Origin of the sequence: Micromonospora sp. NPDC049047 (assembly GCF_040649135.1) — a bacterium.
Classification (GTDB): domain Bacteria; phylum Actinomycetota; class Actinomycetes; order Mycobacteriales; family Micromonosporaceae; genus Micromonospora.
The window spans coordinates 1-17,825 of sequence record NZ_JBEZEY010000015.1 but is presented as its reverse complement, the minus strand read 5'-3'; the positions used below and the strand labels follow the sequence as shown (position 1 = coordinate 17,825).

The 17,825-nt window shown below is 71.4% G+C and carries 12 protein-coding genes; 9 read left to right on the top strand and 3 right to left on the bottom strand.

The annotated features are described in order from the left end of the window. Positions 1–64: 64 nt before the first annotated feature. The 6 genes from AB0B86_RS22320 (at position 65) to AB0B86_RS22295 (ending at position 4,926) form a co-directional block, all read left to right on the top strand. Positions 65–925 carry an ATP-grasp domain-containing protein gene (locus AB0B86_RS22320; RefSeq protein WP_357408338.1) on the top strand — a complete coding sequence of 287 codons (861 nt, stop codon included), beginning with the start codon at positions 65–67 and terminating at the stop codon, positions 923–925. A gap of 106 nt (positions 926–1,031) precedes the next feature. Then, entirely contained in the window at positions 1,032–1,463 is a 432-nt protein-coding gene (locus AB0B86_RS22315) for a hypothetical protein (protein ID WP_357408340.1), read from the top strand. Positions 1,464–1,756: 293 nt separating this feature from the next. Beyond that, a complete protein-coding gene (locus AB0B86_RS22310) occupies positions 1,757–2,272 on the top strand; it encodes a hypothetical protein (RefSeq protein ID WP_357419737.1) in 516 nt (171 codons plus the stop codon). A 2-nt stretch (positions 2,273–2,274) separates the two neighbouring features. Then, positions 2,275–2,847 (top strand): hypothetical protein, encoded by a 573-nt coding sequence (locus AB0B86_RS22305; RefSeq protein WP_357408344.1) that lies wholly within the window; start codon positions 2,275–2,277, stop codon positions 2,845–2,847. 7 nt (positions 2,848–2,854) lie between these two features. Then, positions 2,855–4,069 (top strand): MAB_1171c family putative transporter, encoded by a 1,215-nt coding sequence (locus tag AB0B86_RS22300; RefSeq protein ID WP_357419736.1) that lies wholly within the window; start codon positions 2,855–2,857, stop codon positions 4,067–4,069. Beyond that, entirely contained in the window at positions 4,066–4,926 is an 861-nt protein-coding gene (locus AB0B86_RS22295; RefSeq protein WP_357408348.1) for an oxygenase MpaB family protein, read from the top strand. Before AB0B86_RS22300 ends, AB0B86_RS22295 begins: the two co-directional genes overlap by 4 nt. A 74-nt stretch (positions 4,927–5,000) precedes the next feature. On the opposite strand, the gene AB0B86_RS22290 is transcribed toward AB0B86_RS22295, so the two are convergent. Further along, a complete protein-coding gene (locus tag AB0B86_RS22290; RefSeq protein WP_357419735.1) occupies positions 5,001–7,640 on the bottom strand; it encodes a tetratricopeptide repeat protein in 2,640 nt (879 codons plus the stop codon). 419 nt (positions 7,641–8,059) lie between these two features. On the opposite strand from AB0B86_RS22290, the gene AB0B86_RS22285 reads away from it, so the two are divergent. The 3 genes from AB0B86_RS22285 to AB0B86_RS22275 are packed head-to-tail and all read left to right on the top strand — an operon-like array spanning position 8,060 to position 13,828. Continuing rightward, positions 8,060–9,220, top strand: a complete 1,161-nt coding sequence (locus AB0B86_RS22285) for a ThiF family adenylyltransferase (protein ID WP_357419734.1) — start codon at positions 8,060–8,062, stop codon at positions 9,218–9,220. Further along, positions 9,217–10,419, top strand: a complete 1,203-nt coding sequence (locus tag AB0B86_RS22280; RefSeq protein WP_357419733.1) for a hypothetical protein — start codon at positions 9,217–9,219, stop codon at positions 10,417–10,419. Before AB0B86_RS22285 ends, AB0B86_RS22280 begins: the two co-directional genes overlap by 4 nt. A gap of 34 nt (positions 10,420–10,453) precedes the next feature. Further along, positions 10,454–13,828 carry a S8 family serine peptidase gene (locus AB0B86_RS22275; RefSeq protein WP_357419732.1) on the top strand — a complete coding sequence of 1,125 codons (3,375 nt, stop codon included), beginning with the start codon at positions 10,454–10,456 and terminating at the stop codon, positions 13,826–13,828. A gap of 7 nt (positions 13,829–13,835) precedes the next feature. Here AB0B86_RS22275 and AB0B86_RS22270 read toward each other — a convergent pair whose 3' ends face one another. Together AB0B86_RS22270 and AB0B86_RS22265 are read right to left on the bottom strand one after the other, a co-directional pair. Continuing rightward, on the bottom strand, positions 13,836–14,213 hold the full coding sequence (locus AB0B86_RS22270) for a hypothetical protein (RefSeq protein WP_357408357.1): 378 nt from the start codon (positions 14,211–14,213) through the stop codon (positions 13,836–13,838). A gap of 39 nt (positions 14,214–14,252) precedes the next feature. Further along, positions 14,253–17,825, bottom strand: a 3,573-nt coding sequence (locus tag AB0B86_RS22265; RefSeq protein WP_357408359.1) for a DUF6531 domain-containing protein, incomplete at its 5' end; no start/stop codon positions are given.

Here is a 17,825-nt window from a genome sequence, read left to right as displayed (position 1 = left end):
CTGCGCCCCGCAGATCCGACTATCGGGGCGGAAATCTTTGACGTCGCTGCGGCAGGATGCTCGGATGATGCTGCTGGTCCCCGCGAATCCGCTACGGCCGCGCCGGCCCGACGACCACTTCGCGCCCGAAGCGCACGCGGCCCGCGCCGCCGGGCTCGACGTCGCGGTGGTCGACCACGATGCGTTGGCCAGCGGCGATCCGCAGGCCGCGGTCAGGGCCGTGCCCGCCGGCGGCGTCGCGGTCTACCGCGGGTGGATGCTCCGCAGCGACCAGTACGCGGGCTTCGCCGACGCCCTCGCCGCCCGTGGCGTCACCCTGCGCACCAGCGCCGAGCAGTACCGCCGCGCCCACGAACTCCCCGGCTGGTACGACGGCCTCGCCCCGGTCACCCCCACCTCCGCCTGGACGACGAGCGCGGAGCGGACCGCGTTCGACCAGGCCCGGATCCGGCTCGGTAGCGGTGCCGCCGTGCTGCGCGACTACACGAAGTCGATGAAACACCACTGGCACGAGGCGGCTTTCATCCCCGACCTCACCGACCCCTCCCCCGCCTGGCGGGTCGCCAGCCGTTTCCGGGAACTGCGCGCCGACGACTTCACCGGCGGCTTCGTCCTGCGTACCTTCGAGCGCTTCACCACCGCCGAATACCGCACCTGGTGGATCGGGGGCACCTGCGTGCTCATCGGCGCGCACCCCGACAGCCCCGACGACCTCTCACCCACCAGCTTCGACCTCACCACGCTCACCCCGCTGGTCGCCGCCCTCGACCTGCCGTTCGTCTCCGTCGACCTCGCCCGCCGCGACGACGGCGTCTGGCGCGTGATCGAACTTGGCGACGGCCAGGTCAGCGACCGACCGACAAGCATCGGCGCGGACGAATTCGTCACCGCGCTCTGGGCCGGCGGGCCGTCCGGCCAGCAGTAGACCGAGCCCGCCGTCGCCCCGGGCGCGACCCCGGCCTTCCCGCAACCCGAACCGATCGAGGCTGCGCCGCTGTCCGAGGCCACCGGCCGCCAGTAGGGTGCCGTGGATGACATCAACTGATGACGCCCCGGTGCCGCCGCAGCGCGTCTTCGGCAACCCGCCGTCGTCGACACCGGCCGAGGTGCGGGCCGCGCTCGACCGCGGCGATCTGCCCGCCGCGCTGGATGCCATGGTCGGCACCGCGCTGTACGGCGACGGAGACTGGCGAGAGGCGCAGGAGCTGCATCTGCGGTTGCTCGAACACGAGGACCACGACGTCTCCGCTGTCGCTGCCATCTGCCTGGGGCACCTCGCGAGGGTCCACCGTCAACTGGACGAACGCCGGGTGGTCGCCGCCCTGCGCCGCGCTCGCGCGCTGCCGCACGTCAGCGGCACCGCCGATGATGCGCTCGACGACGTCCGGAGTTTCCTGCACCCGCGACGGGCCCGGTGGCGCGGACGGGTCCGGAGGGCGGTCCGCCCCTGGCGGTGGATCTGACGCCCGGCCGCCGGGCGGGGTGGCGGGCTGCCGCGGTGGCAGTGCTGCAGGAGGAGTCCCCCCGTCGTGCTCCTTGCGGAGCTGACCCCTCCCACGGCTCCTCCCCATTCGGCCGGCGGACCTCGGGGCTGCCCGCCACGCAACGGGCGTTGAGCAGATTGGCTGACCGCTCAACGCGCGTTGCTCCAAACAGGAGCGAGCATACGCTCACGTTCCGTGCCCGTGTCAACATCTGTTTCGTTGCGGCATGCATCTGCGACACTGTCGTTTCGGTGTTTGGAGGGTGAAGAATCATGGCCGACGATCGGCATACGGAGCAGGCGTTGCCGCCCTTCGACACCCTGGCCGCGCGGCTCGAATATCTGTTCGACGAGATCCGCCCCACCCGGGAGGAGCTCGGCGACTCCGACGAGCCGGGGCGCAAGTACACCAACCGGGAGATCGCCGACAAGATCAACGAAGCGGCGGCGGAGACCGGTGTCACGATCAGCGCCGCCTACATCGGCGAGTTACGTCGCGGTGTGGCGAGTGATCCCCGTACCTCACACGTCCGTGCCCTGGCCGCCGCCTTCGGCGTCAACTCGGGTTACTTCGTCGACGACGCGGCGGCCCGCCGGATACAGGACCAGATCACCCTGCTCAGCGAACTGCGCCGGATGGACGTCAAGCAGGTGGCGCTGCGTCAGGTGCTCACCGACAACGGACTCTCCGCGACCGACACGCAGCTCATCGAGCAGATGGTGGTCCGCTTGCGGGCGGTGGCCGAGGGCACCGCTACGACCGGTTCCGCGCCCGACGATCGCAGCTGACAGTGCACATCCTCCGGTGGGAGTACGCCGACGAGCAGGAGAACGCTTACGTGAAGTTGCACCGACTACGCAGGCGCTGCGAGCGGATTCTCGACGAGCTCGAGGTGCCGGAGCCGTTCGACATCCAGACGCTGTGCGACGCACTCGGTGCCCGTCGCGGCCGACCCATCCACCTGATGCCGATCAGGCTGCCGGCGCAGACCGTCTGCGGGATGTGCGTGCCGACCCGCGACTTCGACGCCATCTTCTTCGAGCAGGACACCTCACCGCTGCACCAACAGCTGATCATCGGCCACGAACTGGGTCATCTGCTCGCCGGACACCGGGCGACCGAGGTGCTCGACGCGGACGCGTCCCGACTGCTGCTGCCGGACCTCGACCCACAGCTGGTCCAGCGCAGCCTCGGCCGCAGCAACTATGCCGCGGCCGAGGAACGCGAAGCCGAGATGATCGGATCGCTGCTCCTGCGGCGGCTCCGCGGCCGGCGCGGCGACGTCGACGACGAACCGCTCGACGGCCAGGACGCCGAGTTGTACGGCCGGCTGCGGCACTCCCTCGAGCAACCCCACTGGTAGTCGAGCGATGGAAGCCGCCCTGTACACCCTGTGCGCCGTAGCCGGCTGGGTCGCCTTCGGCTACATGGTGCGCCTGCAGCGCCGCCACCCGAGCCGGGCCCGCCGGGCGATCTGTGTGGGCCTCGGGGCGTTCGCCGCCGGGATCACCGCCGCCATCCCGCCGATCGCGACAGCTGTCGATGAGGCGTCCGGCCTGCCCAATCTGGCGAAGGTCATCTCTCACGGTTGTGCGCTCACCATCTCGGCGAATGCCGAGATCATGCTCCTGCACTTCGCACTTCCCCCGGCGAGGGCCGCCGCCCGCGCCCGCGTCTGGGTGCGGGTCACCGGGCTCGCCTTCCTCGTCATGGCCGGCCTCTTCGCCTACACCCTCAGCTACGACGACCCGGTGCTGCTGACAGTCGAGTACGCGACCGACCCCGTCGTGACCGCCTACCTGCTGGTCTTCCTGGTGCTCGGCTTCTTCGCCTACTGCTTCGACATCGCCCGGCTGTGCTGGGGCTTCGCGAAGATCTGCGGTCGGCCCTGGTTGCGCCGTGGCCTACGGATCACGGCGGTTGGTGCGGCCTTCGCACTGCTCTACAGCACCAACAAGATCGTGTATCTCGTCGCCTACTGGGCCGGTTACCAACCCACCGGCGAGCGGCAGATCGCCGCGGTCCTGGTGACCATCGGCGCGCTGCTCATCACTGTCGGCCTCACCATGCCGGCCTGGGGGCCCACTCTGCGGATCACGCGACGGTGGGAGGATCTGCACTCCTACCGGCGGCTCGAGCCGCTCTGGCGGGACCTCGTCGCGGCCCTGCCCGAGCTGGAACTCGACAGCGCCCTGCGCCGGCCGCTCACGGCGGCGCGCGACATCGACTACGCGCTGACCCGCCGGGTGGCCGAGATCCGCGACGGCCGTCTGGCGCTGCGTCCGTACAGCGACGTCAGCGTGACGGCGCTTGCCGAGCAGTTCGCCGAGCGGGCCGGACTGACCGCCGAGCAGCGGCGGGCGACCATCGAGGCGGCCCACCTGGCCTGCGCGCTGCGCCGGCACGACGCCGGGCTCGCGGCCGACACCCCCCAGCCCGCCGACGAGTTGCACCGCCCGGACGATGGCTACGCCGGCGAGGTGGCGTGGCTGACGCTCGTCACCGACGCCTACGCCCGCTCGCCGGTGGTGGCGCAGACGCTCGCCGCGACCCGCAACCGCACCACTGGAGACGCCCGCCGATGAGAGGCCGCCACGCGAACCTGACGCGTATCCGTGCGCTGGACCCGCAGCGCGACTACCTGGACATCTACCAGACCATGCTGCGGTACGAGTTTCCGTGGGACCTGAAACTCGGGCTCAACCTGGCCTTCAACAGGTCCTTCTCCATCCCCGCCATCGCCGCCGTGCACACCGCCACCGGTGAGCTGACCGACCGCACCCAGAAGCGGCTCGACGACACCGGCCTGCTGATGTACGAGATGGTGCTCAACGGGTTCGAGCAGCCCCGCGGCCGGGACGCGGTGCGGCGCGTCAACCAGATCCACCGCCCCTACGACATCAGCAACGACGATTTCCGCTACGTCCTCGGTTGCCTCGTGGTGATCCCGACGCGGTGGTTGCAGAGCTACGGTTGGCGACCGCCCTGCTGCCACGAGCGGCAGGCCACCTTCCTGTTCTACCGGGAGTTGGGCCGACGGATGGGCATCACCGACATCCCCGGCTCGTACGACGACTTCGAGACCTGGTTCGACGCCCACGACACCGCACACCTACAGCCCAACGACGACGCGGCGGCCATCGAGCGGGCCACCCGGATGCTGATGCTCGCCCGCCTCCCCCGGCCGCTCGCACCGCTGGGAAACGCGCTTGTCAGCGCGATGTACGACGCGCCACTGCGCCGCGCGATGCGGGTCGACCCGCCGGGGTGGCCGATCCGGGCGGGCCTGCACGTGGCGTTGAAGACGCGGGCGAGAGCGCAGCTGTGGTTCGGCGCGCCCCGCAGGACGGCGCTGTTCGCCGACGGGATCAACGCCAAGAGCTACCCCGACGGGTACGAGATCAGTCAGCTCGGTCCGCGGCCCGGCGGCGGGCCCGGGTAACGCGTACCGAGGCGTCGGCCGGTCGGTCGCCTCGCCGGCCGCGCGGCGCGGCGGAAAAGCCCGGGGGCCGACGGTCACCCGCAGCTCATCGTGCCCACCAGCAGCTGTGCCGTCAGGTCCGGGCTCGGGTGCCCGGCGCCGTTGCTGTCCAGGGCGGCGAGGTGGGCACGAATCTGTTCGGCCTCGGGCATGTCGAGGTCGGTGTAGAGGGCGAGTGCCCGTTGGAAGTGATCGCGGGCGGAGCTGATGGCACCGAGGACACGGTGGGCGTGACCGAGGCCGGCGTGGCTGCGGGCGTGCTCGTGGTACGCGCCGATCTCGACCACTATCGCGTGTGCCGCGCTGTGCTGGGCAAGGGCGTCGGCGACGTTGCCCGCGACGCGGGCGGCCTCGGCGATCCCGTTGAGGGCGCTGGCCTCCCCGTACCGTTCGCCGGTCTCGCGGAAGATGTCGAGCGACTGCTGGTGGTGGCAGCTGAGCTGGCCGAGTCGGGTGTGCAGGGTGCCGAGACTGTTCAGGGTCCAGGCCGCACCTGTGTGGTTGCCGAGCTGGCGGTACATGGCCAGGGCCCGCTCCAGATGGATCCCGGCGGCCTGGTGCCGACCCAGCCGAATCTCGATGTCGCCGAGGGTGTTGAGCGTCCAGGCTTCGCCGGTGCGGCCGCCGATCCGCTTGAACAGCGTCAGGGATCGTTGCACGTGCTCGGTGGCCAGCCCGTACTGACCCAGGTGCGCTTCGACCTCACCGAGGTTGTTGAGCGCGTGCGCCTCCCCGGCCTGGTGGCCGGCGCGCCGGAACAGGGCCAGGGCCTGCCCGTAGCTGGCGGCAGCGGACCGGTTGCGGCCGAGCTGCGACTCGATGACGCCGAGGTTGACAAGCGCGCGGGCTTCGCCGACCTGGTCACCGACCTGCCGGAACAGGGTCCGGCCCTGCTGGAGGTGCTCGATGGCCGGCCCGTATCGGCCGAGCTGGGCGTAGGTGGCGCCCAGGCTGGTCGAGGCGTGGGCCTGTCCGGCGGGGTCCCCGCCACGGCGGGCGGCGGTACGCGCGTGCTCGTGAATGGCGAGGGCGTCGGTGGAATACCCGCCGTGCAGGTACTGGAACAGGCTTGCCGACAGTCGGGTGGCGTGGGCGGACCAGCCGTGGGCGGCGGTGTACGCGGCGACGGCGACGAGCGCGGGACGTTCGGTGTCCAGCCAGTCGCGGGCGGCGTCCGGTTCGAGCGGAGCCGCGAGCGGCACGGCACCTGGTGACGCCGCACGGTCCGACCCGGCCGGGTACAGGACGTCAGTGGCGGCGGCAGCGGTGTCCACGTAGTAGTCGAACAGCCGGGTCAGCGCGGCCCGCCGTTCGGGTGGTGGGTCTTCGTCACCGCACCGGCTGGCGGCGTACGCGCGAATGAGGTCGTGCAGGGCGTACCGGCCGGGGGTGGCCTGTTGCAGCAGGTGGTCCCGGTGCAGGTGGTGCAGGTGGACCGCCGCGTCGGACGCGTCGATGCCGGTGAGGGCGGCAACGGCGCGGGCGTCGAAATCGTCGCCGGGGTGTGCCGCCACGAAACGCAGCAGCCGTCGCCGCTCGGTGGACAGCTCCCGGTAGGAGAGATCGAAGGCGAGTTCCACGCTGAGGTCGAGTCGCCGCTGGTGGTGACGCTCGTCGAGCCGGTCCGCGTGATCGGTCAAGGTCCAGCCGGAGGTGCTTCTGAGGTGCGCGTTGACCAGCCCGAGCGCGAGCGGGAGATGGCCGCACCGGTGCGCGATCCGGGCCACCGCGTTCGGGTCGGGGCCGCCGGGTAGGGGCGGCCCGCCCCCGGCGAGCAGCGCAGCCGACTCGTCCGGAGTGAACAGGTCGACGGTGAGCGGTGTGGCGTGCGGCAGTTCGCTGAGATCGCGCCGGCTGGTGATCAGCACCGGGCAGCCCGGGGTGTCGGACAGCAGCGGGCGGGCCTGTTCGGCGTCGCTGGCGTTGTCAAGCACCACAAGCGTGCGGGTGCCGACCAGGAGGCGGCGGTAGGTGGCGACCCGGGCGGGCAGGTCGTACGGGATCTGCTGCCCGGCGACGCCGAGCAGGCGCAGGAAGCCTTCCAGGACCGAGGCCGGGTCGGCTGGCGGCTGGCCGGGGTCCGGGTGGAATCCCCGCAGGTTGACGAAGAGGATCCGGTCGAACGGTGTCCGCCGGTGCCGGGCGTGTGCGGCCCGGACGGCGAGTTGGGTCTTGCCGACGCCGGCCATGCCCTGGATCGCCAACACGACCCGCTCGCCGGCCCGGTCGCCCCGGTCCAGCTCCCGTCGGAGCCAGTCGAGCGCGGCGCTCCGACCGACGAAGCCAGGCAGATCCTGCGGCAGGTTGTCCTGGACCCGCACCTGCGACGCCGCCCGGGCCTCCCCGCCGACGACTCGGAGCGCCTGCCGCCACTGCGCCACGTATCCGACGTCCGGATGCAACGCTTCGACAACGGCGATCACCAGATCGGTGTTGAGCCGCCTTCGGCCGCCCTTGAAACAGTCGGCGACAGTCGTCCTCCTGGCGGTCACACCACCGGGCCGGCCCGTCGCCTTCCCGACCGCGTTGATCCGATTCTTGATCGTGTCGTAGGACGGGTCACCGGCCCAGAGCTTCAACAGCCGTAGTCGTTGGGCCACCTCGTCAAGTGAGCCGGCCAGCCCGGGATCCGGCGGTGCCACCATCCCGCTTCCACTCGACGGCGACTCGGTCACGGCGGCTCCTGGACGGTGCTGATCTCGGGCTTGTGCTCCTACTAGACCCCTGCTGTCCGGCAGGGTCACCGGATCTGTCCTTGATCCGCCGAGTGGACACGGAGGACACCGATGGCTGCCGTCCGGGATCGTCCGGGATTCACCAACGGCCCGGCGGCCCGTCACACACTTCACCGAGGTGCTGGTCCGGGCACCGCCGGCCGCGGTCAGGTCGGCCGTGAGACCCGGGAGGGAGGTGTCGCCATGAAGATCCAGATCCGTCGTCTCGAGAAGATCGAGACCACAGTCATCTGCGCTTGCAGCCCCTGCACGGACTGCTGACCCGAGTGTCCTGGTCACCGCCCGCCCGGGCGGTGACCAGGACCGCCACGACGACCGGGGCGACTGTCGACCCCCAGGACCAGAAGGAGCGAGTACGGATGAGGCGACCCCGAATCAAGAGCGTGTTTCCCCCCATCCCGCTGGGCGACGGCCGCATCCGCATCGGCGGCGGCGACTACGGCATCGCCTCGGAGATGGTCGACGACGAGCACGGCAACACCTGGCACCTGTTGAACCTGCTGGACGGTACCCGGACCCGGCCCGAGTTGGCGCAGGCGATGGCGGAGCACGCTCCGGGCATCACCGCCGCCGAGGTCGACGAGTCCGTCGACGCGCTTGTCGACATGGGCTTCGTGGAGGATGCCGCCGTACCCCCGCCGGACCGGCTGCCGGCGGTGGAGCGCGAGCGGTACCGGCGCAACCTGGAGTTCTTCTCCTACTTCCACAAGCCGCCACTGACCGCTGCCGATTTCCAGCTACGGCTGCGCGACGCCCGGGTCACGGTGCTCGGGATCGGCGGCCTCGGGTCGTACGTGGCAATGAGCCTGGCCGCCATCGGGGTCGGCGACATCCTGCTCGTCGACGACGACGACGTGGAACTGATGAACCTCAACCGTCAGGTGCTCTACACCGACGCCGACGTCGGGCAGCCCAAGGTGAGCGCCGCCGTCCGTCGGCTGACCGAGATCAACCCGCACGTGCGGATCAGCGCGCGCAACGCGCGGGTCGACGGGGTGGAGGCCGCCCGGGCCTGCATGACCGGCCGAGACCTGGTGATCTGTGCTGCTGACCGGCCCCGGCTCACGCTCTACCAGTGGCTGAACGAGGCGGCCCTGCGGGAGGGCACCGCGTGGATGCGTGGCTCCAACGACGGGCTCACGGTCAGCCTCTTCCTGCACGTGCCCTACCAGACCGCCTGCTTCCAGTGCGTCGAGCAGGACGCCGCGGCCAACCACCCGGAGTACACGCCGATGGCCGAGTACGTGGTCGGGGTGATCGGCGACCGGACCATCAACCCGTGCAACGCGCCGATGGCCGGGATGATTGGCAATCTGGCCGCCCTGGAGGCCGTCAAGCACCTCACCGGCATGGCGGAGCCGGTCATCGTCGGCCGGAAGCTCGTCGTCGACGTGCACCGGATGGAGACGCAGTTCGCCGAGGGCACGATGCTCGACGACTGCGCCGCCTGCGGCCCGGACGGTCGGGTCCCCCGCCCCGACGACCTGCGGGCCACTGTCGCGTCCGGGTCCGCGCCGTGACCAGCACGCTCGCCGACACCACAGTCGTCCGCCTGTATCCGCTGCACATCGGCGAGAGCGAGGACGGTGTGTGCGAGGTGGGCCGGGTCGACACCGGCGAATTCGTCGAGCTGCCGGCCGAGGGCGTCGACCTCGTCCGGTGGCTCGGCGCGGGACTGCCGCTCGGCGAGGTCCGCCGGCGGTTCACCGACCGGTACGGCACCGAGCCGGACCTCGCCGACTTCCTCGACGGGATCGCGTCCTGCGGCTTCCTGCGGCTGGACGCCACGACGGGAGACGGAGGCGCACCGGCGACCGGGGCCGAGGCGCCCCGCCGGGGTGTGGCGGTGCTGGCGAACCTGTCGCCGCGGCGGGTCTCCTGGCTGCTCGCACCACCGATGCGGGTGCTCTACGTCGGCGGCTGGCTGACCGCACCGCTGCTGCTGGCGCTCGTCCCCTCGCTGCGGCCCACCCCGGCCGACGCGTTCCTGCTGGACGGGGTGCTGGCCAACGCCCTGGTCGTCGCGATGGTGGCCTGGGTGTTGGTGCTGCTGCACGAGTTGGCGCACGCGGCGACCGTGCGGGCGTTGGACGTCACGGGGCGGCTCTCCATCAGCCGAAGGCTGTGGTTCCTGGTCGCGCAGACGGAGATGTCAGCCGTCCGCTCCGTGCCCCGGCGTCGCCGTTACGCCCCGTACCTGGCCGGGCTGACCTGGGACCTGTTGCTCATGTCGGCCTGCCTGGTGCTGCAACTCGCCGGGGTGCACGAACGGCTGGTGCGCGGCGTCGTCTACACGCTCACGCTGTCGGTGGTCTACCAGTTTCTGGTGTTCATGCGCACCGACATCTACTACGTCCTGGGCAACTGGCTGCGCCTCGGCGACCTGATGGGCGACACCCGGCGGTGGCTGGCCAACCAGGTGCGGCGGCTGGTCGGCCGCGACCCCGGATCCGACCTCGGCGGGGTGCCGGCCCGGGAACTGCGGATCATCCGCTGGTACGCGCCGTTCTACCTGCTGGGCTCGCTCGCCGTCACCGCGGCGCTGCTGGCCCTCACGGTGCCCGCCATGGCCACTATGGTCCGGCTGGCCATCGACGGCCTCGACGCTCCCGTCGACGGGCTCGCCTTCTGGAACGGCGTCGGTTTCCTCGCGCTCGTCGCCCTGCAACTCGCCACCTTCGGCTGGGTCCTCGTCACCGAACGCCGCAGCGCCACCTGATCGGCTCGTCCACCACACCGCCACACACCACGACGTGAGGACGCCTCCCGTGCCACTGACCGCGCCGCACCGATTCCTGGCCGCCCTCCTGACACCGGCCCTGGCCACCACACCGGTCGCCGTGGTGGCCGCCCCGACGCCGGTCGCCGCCGGTCCGGACCGGGCCGTCATCGTCGTCCTCGCCGACCAGCACGACGCCACCGCCGGGGGCCGCCGCACCGACCGGGCCGCCCGGATCACCACCGACCAGCAGCCGGTGCTCACCGACCTGCGCCGCGTCGGCGCCACCCGGGTGGCGCCGTTGCGCCTGGTGAACGCCATCGCCACGACAGTGCCGGAGCGGGCCGTCGCGGAGTTGGCGACCCGACCCGGGGTACGCGCCGTACTGCCCGACACCCCGCTGCGCCTGCGCCAACCGGTCGCCCCGAACCCACCCGCGCCAACGGCCGGCAGCGCCACGACGGGGGACCGCGGCTGCGCCGGGCCGGACGAGCCGCCGCTCACCGATCCGGAAGGGCTGGCGTTGACGCGTACCGTCGGATCGGCCCACGGACCCGGCGCGCACGACCTGGCCGACGGGTCGGGGGTGCGGGTCGGCGTGCTCGGCGGGGCGATCGACCCGATGGCGGCGGAGTTCGTCCGCGACGGGCGGTCGGTGGTGGCCGGCTACGCCGACTTCACCGGCGACGGTCTGGACGCCCCCTCGTACATCCTGGAATCCTTCGGCGACGCGAGCGTCGTGGCGGCCCAGGGCGTCGGCGTCTACGACGCCGGCCGGTACGCGCACCCGGCGCACCGCCCCGACGGACCGTGCCCGATGCGGATCCTCGGCGTCGCACCGGCCGCCACCGTGCACGTCGCCAAGGTGTTCAGCAACGTCGCGGCGCCCACGTCTGTCGTCCTGCAGGGCATCGAGTGGGCGGTGCTGCACGAACGCGTCGACGTGCTCAACGAGTCGCTTGTGGGCTTCGGCTATCCGGACACGGCCGCCAACGCCCTGCGGCTGGCGAACGACGCGGCCGTCGCGGCGGGAGTGACAGTGGTGGTGGCCACCGGGGACGCCGGCCCGGACGGAACCCTGGGTTCGCCGGCCAGCGACCCGGACGTCATCGCCGTCGGCGCGAGCACGCAACTACGCGCGTACGGCCAACTCGGGTACGGCGGGTCGCCGCTCGGCGACGGCGGCCACCGCTCCGACTCGGTGTCCGCGTTGAGCTCCGGCGGCACCGCGCAGGAGCAGCCGCGCACCGTCGACCTCGTGGCGCCCGGCGACACCGGGTGGGCGGCCTGCTCGACCGACACCGCGCGCTACCAGAGTTGCGTCTCCTTCTTCGACGGCGGCACCCCCAGCCCGTTCTTCCTGTTCGGCGGCACCAGCGCGGCGGCACCGTTCGTGGCCGGGGCGGCGGCGCTGGTGATCCAGACGGTACGCCGGCACACCGGCGGCACACCGACCCCGGAACAGGTCAAACGCATCCTGCTGAGCACCGCGACGGACCTGCGGCAGCCGGCCGACCAGCAGGGCGCCGGGCGGGTGGACACCCTCGCCGCGGTGCGGCTGGCCGCCGCCCTGACCGACCACGCGGACTCCGCCGCCCGGCCCGCCGGCACCGGTGCCGGATCCGCTGGCAGGCCGGCCCCGGGGGATGCGACGGGGCTGCTCGTCGCCACCTCGACGGCGAGCGTGACCGGCGCGACGGGGCAGGACACGCCGGTCACGGTGCGCCTCACCAATCCGGGCGGCCACGCCCGTCGCGTCACAGTCGGCCTGCGGTCCGCCGCGCCGGCCCGCAGCCTCGCCGCCGGCCAGGTGCCGCCGGCCGCAGGAGCGGGCACGACCTTCGTCGACTCCGACGGCGTACCGGCGAACGCGCGCCGGGTGCCGGTCACCGTGCCCGGCGGGACCGACCAGCTCCAGGCCGCGGTGGCCTGGGACCCCCGGTCGCATGCCGCGCCGGTCGCGGTGAGCATCTTCGACCCCGCCGGCCGGCTCGCTGGTTACTCACTGCCGCTCGGCAACGGGGGGTACGGGCGGGTGACGGTGGCCCGGCCGCAGCCGGGTCGCTGGAGCGTGGCGATCTGGACCCGCGACGACGGGTCACCGGCAGTGGGTGCGGTTCGGTACGACGTCACCGCACTGCGGCTGACCACGCGCAACGGCCCGTCGATCGTCGTGCCGCCCGGCGCCACGCGGACCGCACGGCTACCGGTCCGCCTGCCGAACGCGGCAGGTGACTCGTCGGCCGCCGTGACCGTCGCCGCCGGCGCGACCGGCGACGCGGCGCTTCCGTTGGGACTGCGGGCGCTGGTGGCGACAGGTCCCGCCGGCGGCAGCTTCGCCGGCACCTTCTCCGGCGGCAACGGCGCGCTCGCCGGGTGGGCGCTGCTCGGGCAGCGGCGCAGCTTCCAGTTCGACGTGCCCGCCGGGCAGCCGGCGCTGGCCGTGTCGGTGCGGGCCGGCGACGACCCGGGGCTTGAGGTGTGGGGCCTGCTCGTCGACCCGGCCGGGATGCCACTCGCGGCCAGCAGCTCACGCAACGCGGGGACTGCGGCGGCGCCCCGGTTGGACCTGGTGCGGCGTGCTCCGCAGCCAGGTCGATGGAGCGTGGTGCTGGTGCTCACCGCGCCGAACGCCACGGCCAGGACCAGCCAACCGTTCCACGGCCGGGTGGGGTTCGCCCCGGCGTCGGTGGTGGCGACAGGTGTGCCGGCGGGGGCTGTGCTGCCGCTCGGCCGCCCGGCCGAGGCCACCCTGACCATCACCAACACCGGTACGGCACCGGCGTCGTACCTGGTGGACGGCCGGCTGGACGCCATGGGCGACGTGCCGCTGCGACCTGTGGCGTCCGCCACCTACCAGACACCGGTGTCCGCAGTCGACGTCTACCCGCGCTTCGCGGTTCCGACCGGCACGACCCGGCTGCGGATGACGGCCGACTCGGCGGTGCCGCACGTGCTGGACACGCAGCCGTACGGCGAGAACGGCTACTACGTCGGTGACCCGGACCTGGCCGGAACCGCGGGTCGACGCTCCGAGGTGGAGGTCTCCTCCGCGCAGGTGGCGGCCACTACCTGGATCTGCAACGCCAACCGGGTCGGCCCGTTCGGCAGCGCTCCCCAACCGCCGGCCCGGGTGGACTGCGCGGCGACAGCCCTGACCCGACTCGTCGACAAGCGGATCACCTCGTCCACGGGCAGTCACTGGCGGCGGGTGGTCGAAGGATCATCCGAGCCGTCCACACCGCTGACGCTGGCGCCGGGGCAGAGTGGCACCGTGACGGTAACCTTCGCGGCGGACGAACCGGAGGGGGAACAGGTCACCGGGTCGTTGACGGTGACCACTCTCGACGCACGTACCGGGTTCGGCACGGAGGTTGCGGCGGTGCCCTACTCGTACACGGCGCGATAGGTCGCTGTCAGTGCCGCCAGTCCCACGAAGGATCTGCGGCAAACCGTTCGCGAACCTCACTGAAGCGCAGAATCTCGCCGAAGTTCGTGTCGATCATACCGTCGATTCCCTCCGTGACCTCGTCGAGGAGATCACGGATGCAGGAGACGCCCGAGTATTCGACAACTATGCCATTGAAGTCCCCGAGTGCGTCCTGGATCTGGGCGATCTCTTCCTCCTCGAACTCCTGGATGACGTCGCCAGAGAAGTCCAGCCCGAAGCGGCACGTCGCCCGATCGAGGTAGTCGAAAATCTCTCCCGGCTGGTACGAGCCGGAAGTCCGGAGCCGCGCGATCAGTTCGGCGCTCCTGCTGGTGGGGGTCAGGAGCACAATTGTGGGGCGCACAGCAGTCGCTCTCCTCTCGGCGGACGCAGGGACGGGCAGCTAGGGTGCCAGCACATCGAGCAGCAGATTCTTGTCTCGCGTGACCATGATTCCGGCAGCCTCCAGACTCTTGATAACACTGCCGCGGGCTTGCGGAAGGTACGCTATTACTGGATAGTCGGTAAGGCTTTGTGTCGTCAGTGCCTGCTTGAGCGCGCCCTTTCCACTGCCGGATTTCACCTGAATGACGGCATTCCGCGTGACAATGTCGAAGTCGGTCAGGGCCTTACCGTCGGGCCCTATTATTTCTATCCCCTGCGCCTTGACATGCCCGGGATAGCGGGCGTTTATGGCGTCGACAAGGTCCGGGACCAACGGATCGTCGCCCTTGCCGGTGACGTGCGTGTACGGTGCCAAGCCCAGCGGGTCGGATTGAGTGCCAGGATTCGCGACGTAACTGTGCGGATTGGGACCAGGGCTGAGGCCCAGGACGTCGGTGGAGGCGTAGCGGGCGGTGTCCGGGTCGTAGTAACGGTGGTAGTTGTACGAGCTGCCGGTTTCCGGGTCGTGAATCTGGCCGGGAAAACGCAGCGGACAATCCACGCCGCCCGTGCTCTGGTGAGTCGGGATGCCCCAGATGGTGGTCCGCTGCTGCCAGGCGATCGCACCGTCCGGATCGACGAGTTCGGTGGGTGTGCCGACCAGGTCGGTGACGATCGCGTAGAAGCGGCGGTCCACCTCGTCCTGATCGCTCAGCGCGTCACTCTGGCTGATCGGGGTGAAGGTGCCGGGGAGGTACTCCCAGGTGCTGGTCTTGCCGCCACCGCCACCGCCAGCGCCGCTGTCGCTGTCGCGCCGGGTCTGCTCGACCAGACGTGGGCCGTCCCAGGCGAAGTCGACCTGCTCGACCACGGCACCGTCGACGCCGAGGCGCTGCTTGGCGACCCGGCGGCCAAGCGCGTCGTACCGGTAGCGCCAGCGGGTGCCGTCCGGCGTGGTCACAGCGACCAGCCGGTCCTCGCTGTCCCAGGCGTAACGCCAGGTAGAGGGCTTGGTCGAGCGTTCCTTGCGCTGCCGCAGCACCACTCGGCCTGCGGTGTCGTGCTCGTAGCGCATGTTCCCGGCCCGGCGGATCAGGGTGCCTGTGTACTCCCGTTCGCCGAGGACATCGCCGTCCAGGTTGCCACCGATGGCGCCGGGCCGGTTGTCGCCGCCCACTCCGGCGCCGGCCCAGGTGGCGTGGGCGACGTTGCCGGCGTCGTCGTAGGCGTACCGCTCGGTCCAGTCGGCGGCCTGCACTGCGGTGATCCGGCCGGCCCGGTCCAGCTCCAACCGACGCTGACCGGTGAGCTGGTCGTCGACGCCGGTCAGGTATCCGTCGGCCCGGTACTGGTAGGACCGGTGGGCGACCAGATCCGGGACCGCGGCTGTTTCCGTGGGGCTCGCGGTGAGGATTTGGGAGAGCAACCGGTGGTTGGCGTCCCAGGTCTGCGTCAGCGCCAGGCTGCCGACCGCGCGCCGGGTCTCCCGGCCGGCCGCGTCGTGGGTGAAGCTGACCGTCGCACCACCGGTGTGCAGCGCCACCGGCTGATGCCCCGCGTCGTACTCCCAGACACTCTCCACTCCCGACGGGGTACGCCGGTGCGTCCGTCTACCGAGCAGGTCGTAGGTCGAGGTGACCACCTGGCCGTCGCGGATCTCGGCCAGCACCCGGCCTACCGGATCCCGCTCGAACTGGAGATCGACCTCGGGTGAGGTGGCGTGCCGCAACCGGCCGGCCGGGTCGTAGCCGAAGGTGGTCACGCCCTCGGCTGTACGCTTCTCCACGACGTTGCCCAGGAGGTCTCGGACCAGCTCGGTGCTCTGTCCGACGCCGTTGGTGCGGGCCACCACCTGACCGGCGGCGTCGTGCGTGTAGGTCTGGGTCCGGCCGTTGAAGTCGGTCTCGGCGACCAGCCGCCCGGCCGGGTCGTAGTCGTAGCGCCAGACGAGCCCCTGCGGGTTGGTGACAGTGGTGAGGCGCAACTCGGTGTCGTAGGCGAACGCGAGTCGACCGCCGTCCGGGCCGATTCGCGCCACAGGTCGATCGAAGGCCCCGATCTCGAACTCGGTGGTCGCCCCGGTCTGGTCCGTGTGGCTGACCAGGTTGCCTTCCGGGTCGTAGGTCCACTCCTCGCTCGCCCCGTCCGGACCCCGCCGCCAGGCCAGGCGTCCCTCGGCGGTCCAGCCCAGCCGGGTGGTGTTCCCGAGCGGGTCGATCACCTCGGCAAGGCGTCCGGCCGAGTCCCGCCGGTAGGTCATCACCGCACCAGTGGGCTCGGTGACCTGACTGATCAACCCGGTCGGATCGGTGGCCACCGCCAGTGTGTGGCCGAGGGCGTCGGTCACCCCGGCCAGGTGGCCGGCCTCGTCGTACCGGTAGCGGGTGACCGCGCCGATCGGGTCGGTGACCATCGTCAGATTGCCGCGCTCGTCGTACTCACGTCGCCAGACCGCACCGTCGACGTCGGTGACCACGAGCGGCTGACGCAGTTCGTCGTACGACGCGGACGCCCGCGCCCCATCCGGGCGGGTGAGCTCGACCAGGTTGCCGTCGTCATCGTAGGACCAACGAGTCGTCCGCCCGAGAGCATCGGTCTGGGACAACTTCCGATCAAAACGATCCCAGGTGAAGGCCGTGGCGCGGCCCGACGGGTCGGTGACCCGCTCGATCTGGCCGCGTTCGGTCAGGTCATAGATCGTGGTGTGGCCGAGCGAGTTGACCACGCTGGTCTTGCGGTCGGCCTTGTGGTAGTGCAGCCGCGCGGAGAGGTGCCCGCCGGAGCCGGTGGCGGCCACGCAGCGGCCCTGCTCGTCGTAGGTGTAGTGGTACTCCTGCGCGTTGCGGTCCTGCCAGCGGACCAACCGACCCTCGTCGTCATAGCCGAACCGCAACGGCAACCCCGACGAGTTGACCACCTCGGCGAGGTGACCGGCCTCGTCGTAACCGAACCGCACAAGCGTCCGGGCCGCACCCGAGGGCTCCGCGTCGAGCAGACTCAACGCCGCGACCCGCCCGTGCAGGGTGTCGACAGCGATCCGATACCCACCACTGTGCCGCACCTCGACGACCACACCGTCGCGCCAGTCCAGATCGATCCGATGACCATTACGGTCGGTCACCGCCACCAGCGGCAGCACCTCGACGGGCTCACCCTCGCCCGCCGGCTCGGGCAGGTCGGGCACCGCCTGGAAGTGCAGGGCACGGCCGAGGTCGGGCTGATCGACGCGGTAGCCGTCGGCGGTCGTCGTGAGCGGCCAGCGAGGGCCGGTCTCCGGCATCAACGGCACCCCCGCGGGTGTCGAGTAGGTGAGGACCATGCCGTCCTCGGCGACGAAACAGACCCCCTGGTCGTCGACCTCAAGGCGCTGGTCCAGGGTGGATGCCCAGGACGGCCCGAACCACCGGCCGGCGCGGTACGACGACAGGTGACTACGGCCCAGGACGAGCGGCAGCAGGCCGGGCAACTCCGCGTCGGTCTGGGTGAGCACCACCTCACCGCTGGCCACGTCGATCGGGTCGGCCGCGACCTTGCGCGCACCCATGGGGATGCTCGGACGCGGCAGGTTCGGCAGCGCCGCCCGCACCCTGGG

What these genes read in the sequence shown, in the direction of transcription:
- AB0B86_RS22320 (WP_357408338.1), top strand. Translation starts at nt 65, where the DNA reads ATGATGCTGCTGGTCCCCGCGAATCCGCTACGGCCGCGCCGGCCCGAC.
- AB0B86_RS22315 (WP_357408340.1), top strand. Translation starts at nt 1,032, where the DNA reads ATGACATCAACTGATGACGCCCCGGTGCCGCCGCAGCGCGTCTTCGGC.
- AB0B86_RS22310 (WP_357419737.1), top strand. Translation starts at nt 1,757, where the DNA reads ATGGCCGACGATCGGCATACGGAGCAGGCGTTGCCGCCCTTCGACACC.
- AB0B86_RS22300 (WP_357419736.1), top strand. Translation starts at nt 2,855, where the DNA reads ATGGAAGCCGCCCTGTACACCCTGTGCGCCGTAGCCGGCTGGGTCGCC.
- AB0B86_RS22295 (WP_357408348.1), top strand. Translation starts at nt 4,066, where the DNA reads ATGAGAGGCCGCCACGCGAACCTGACGCGTATCCGTGCGCTGGACCCG.
- AB0B86_RS22285 (WP_357419734.1), top strand. Translation starts at nt 8,060, where the DNA reads ATGAGGCGACCCCGAATCAAGAGCGTGTTTCCCCCCATCCCGCTGGGC.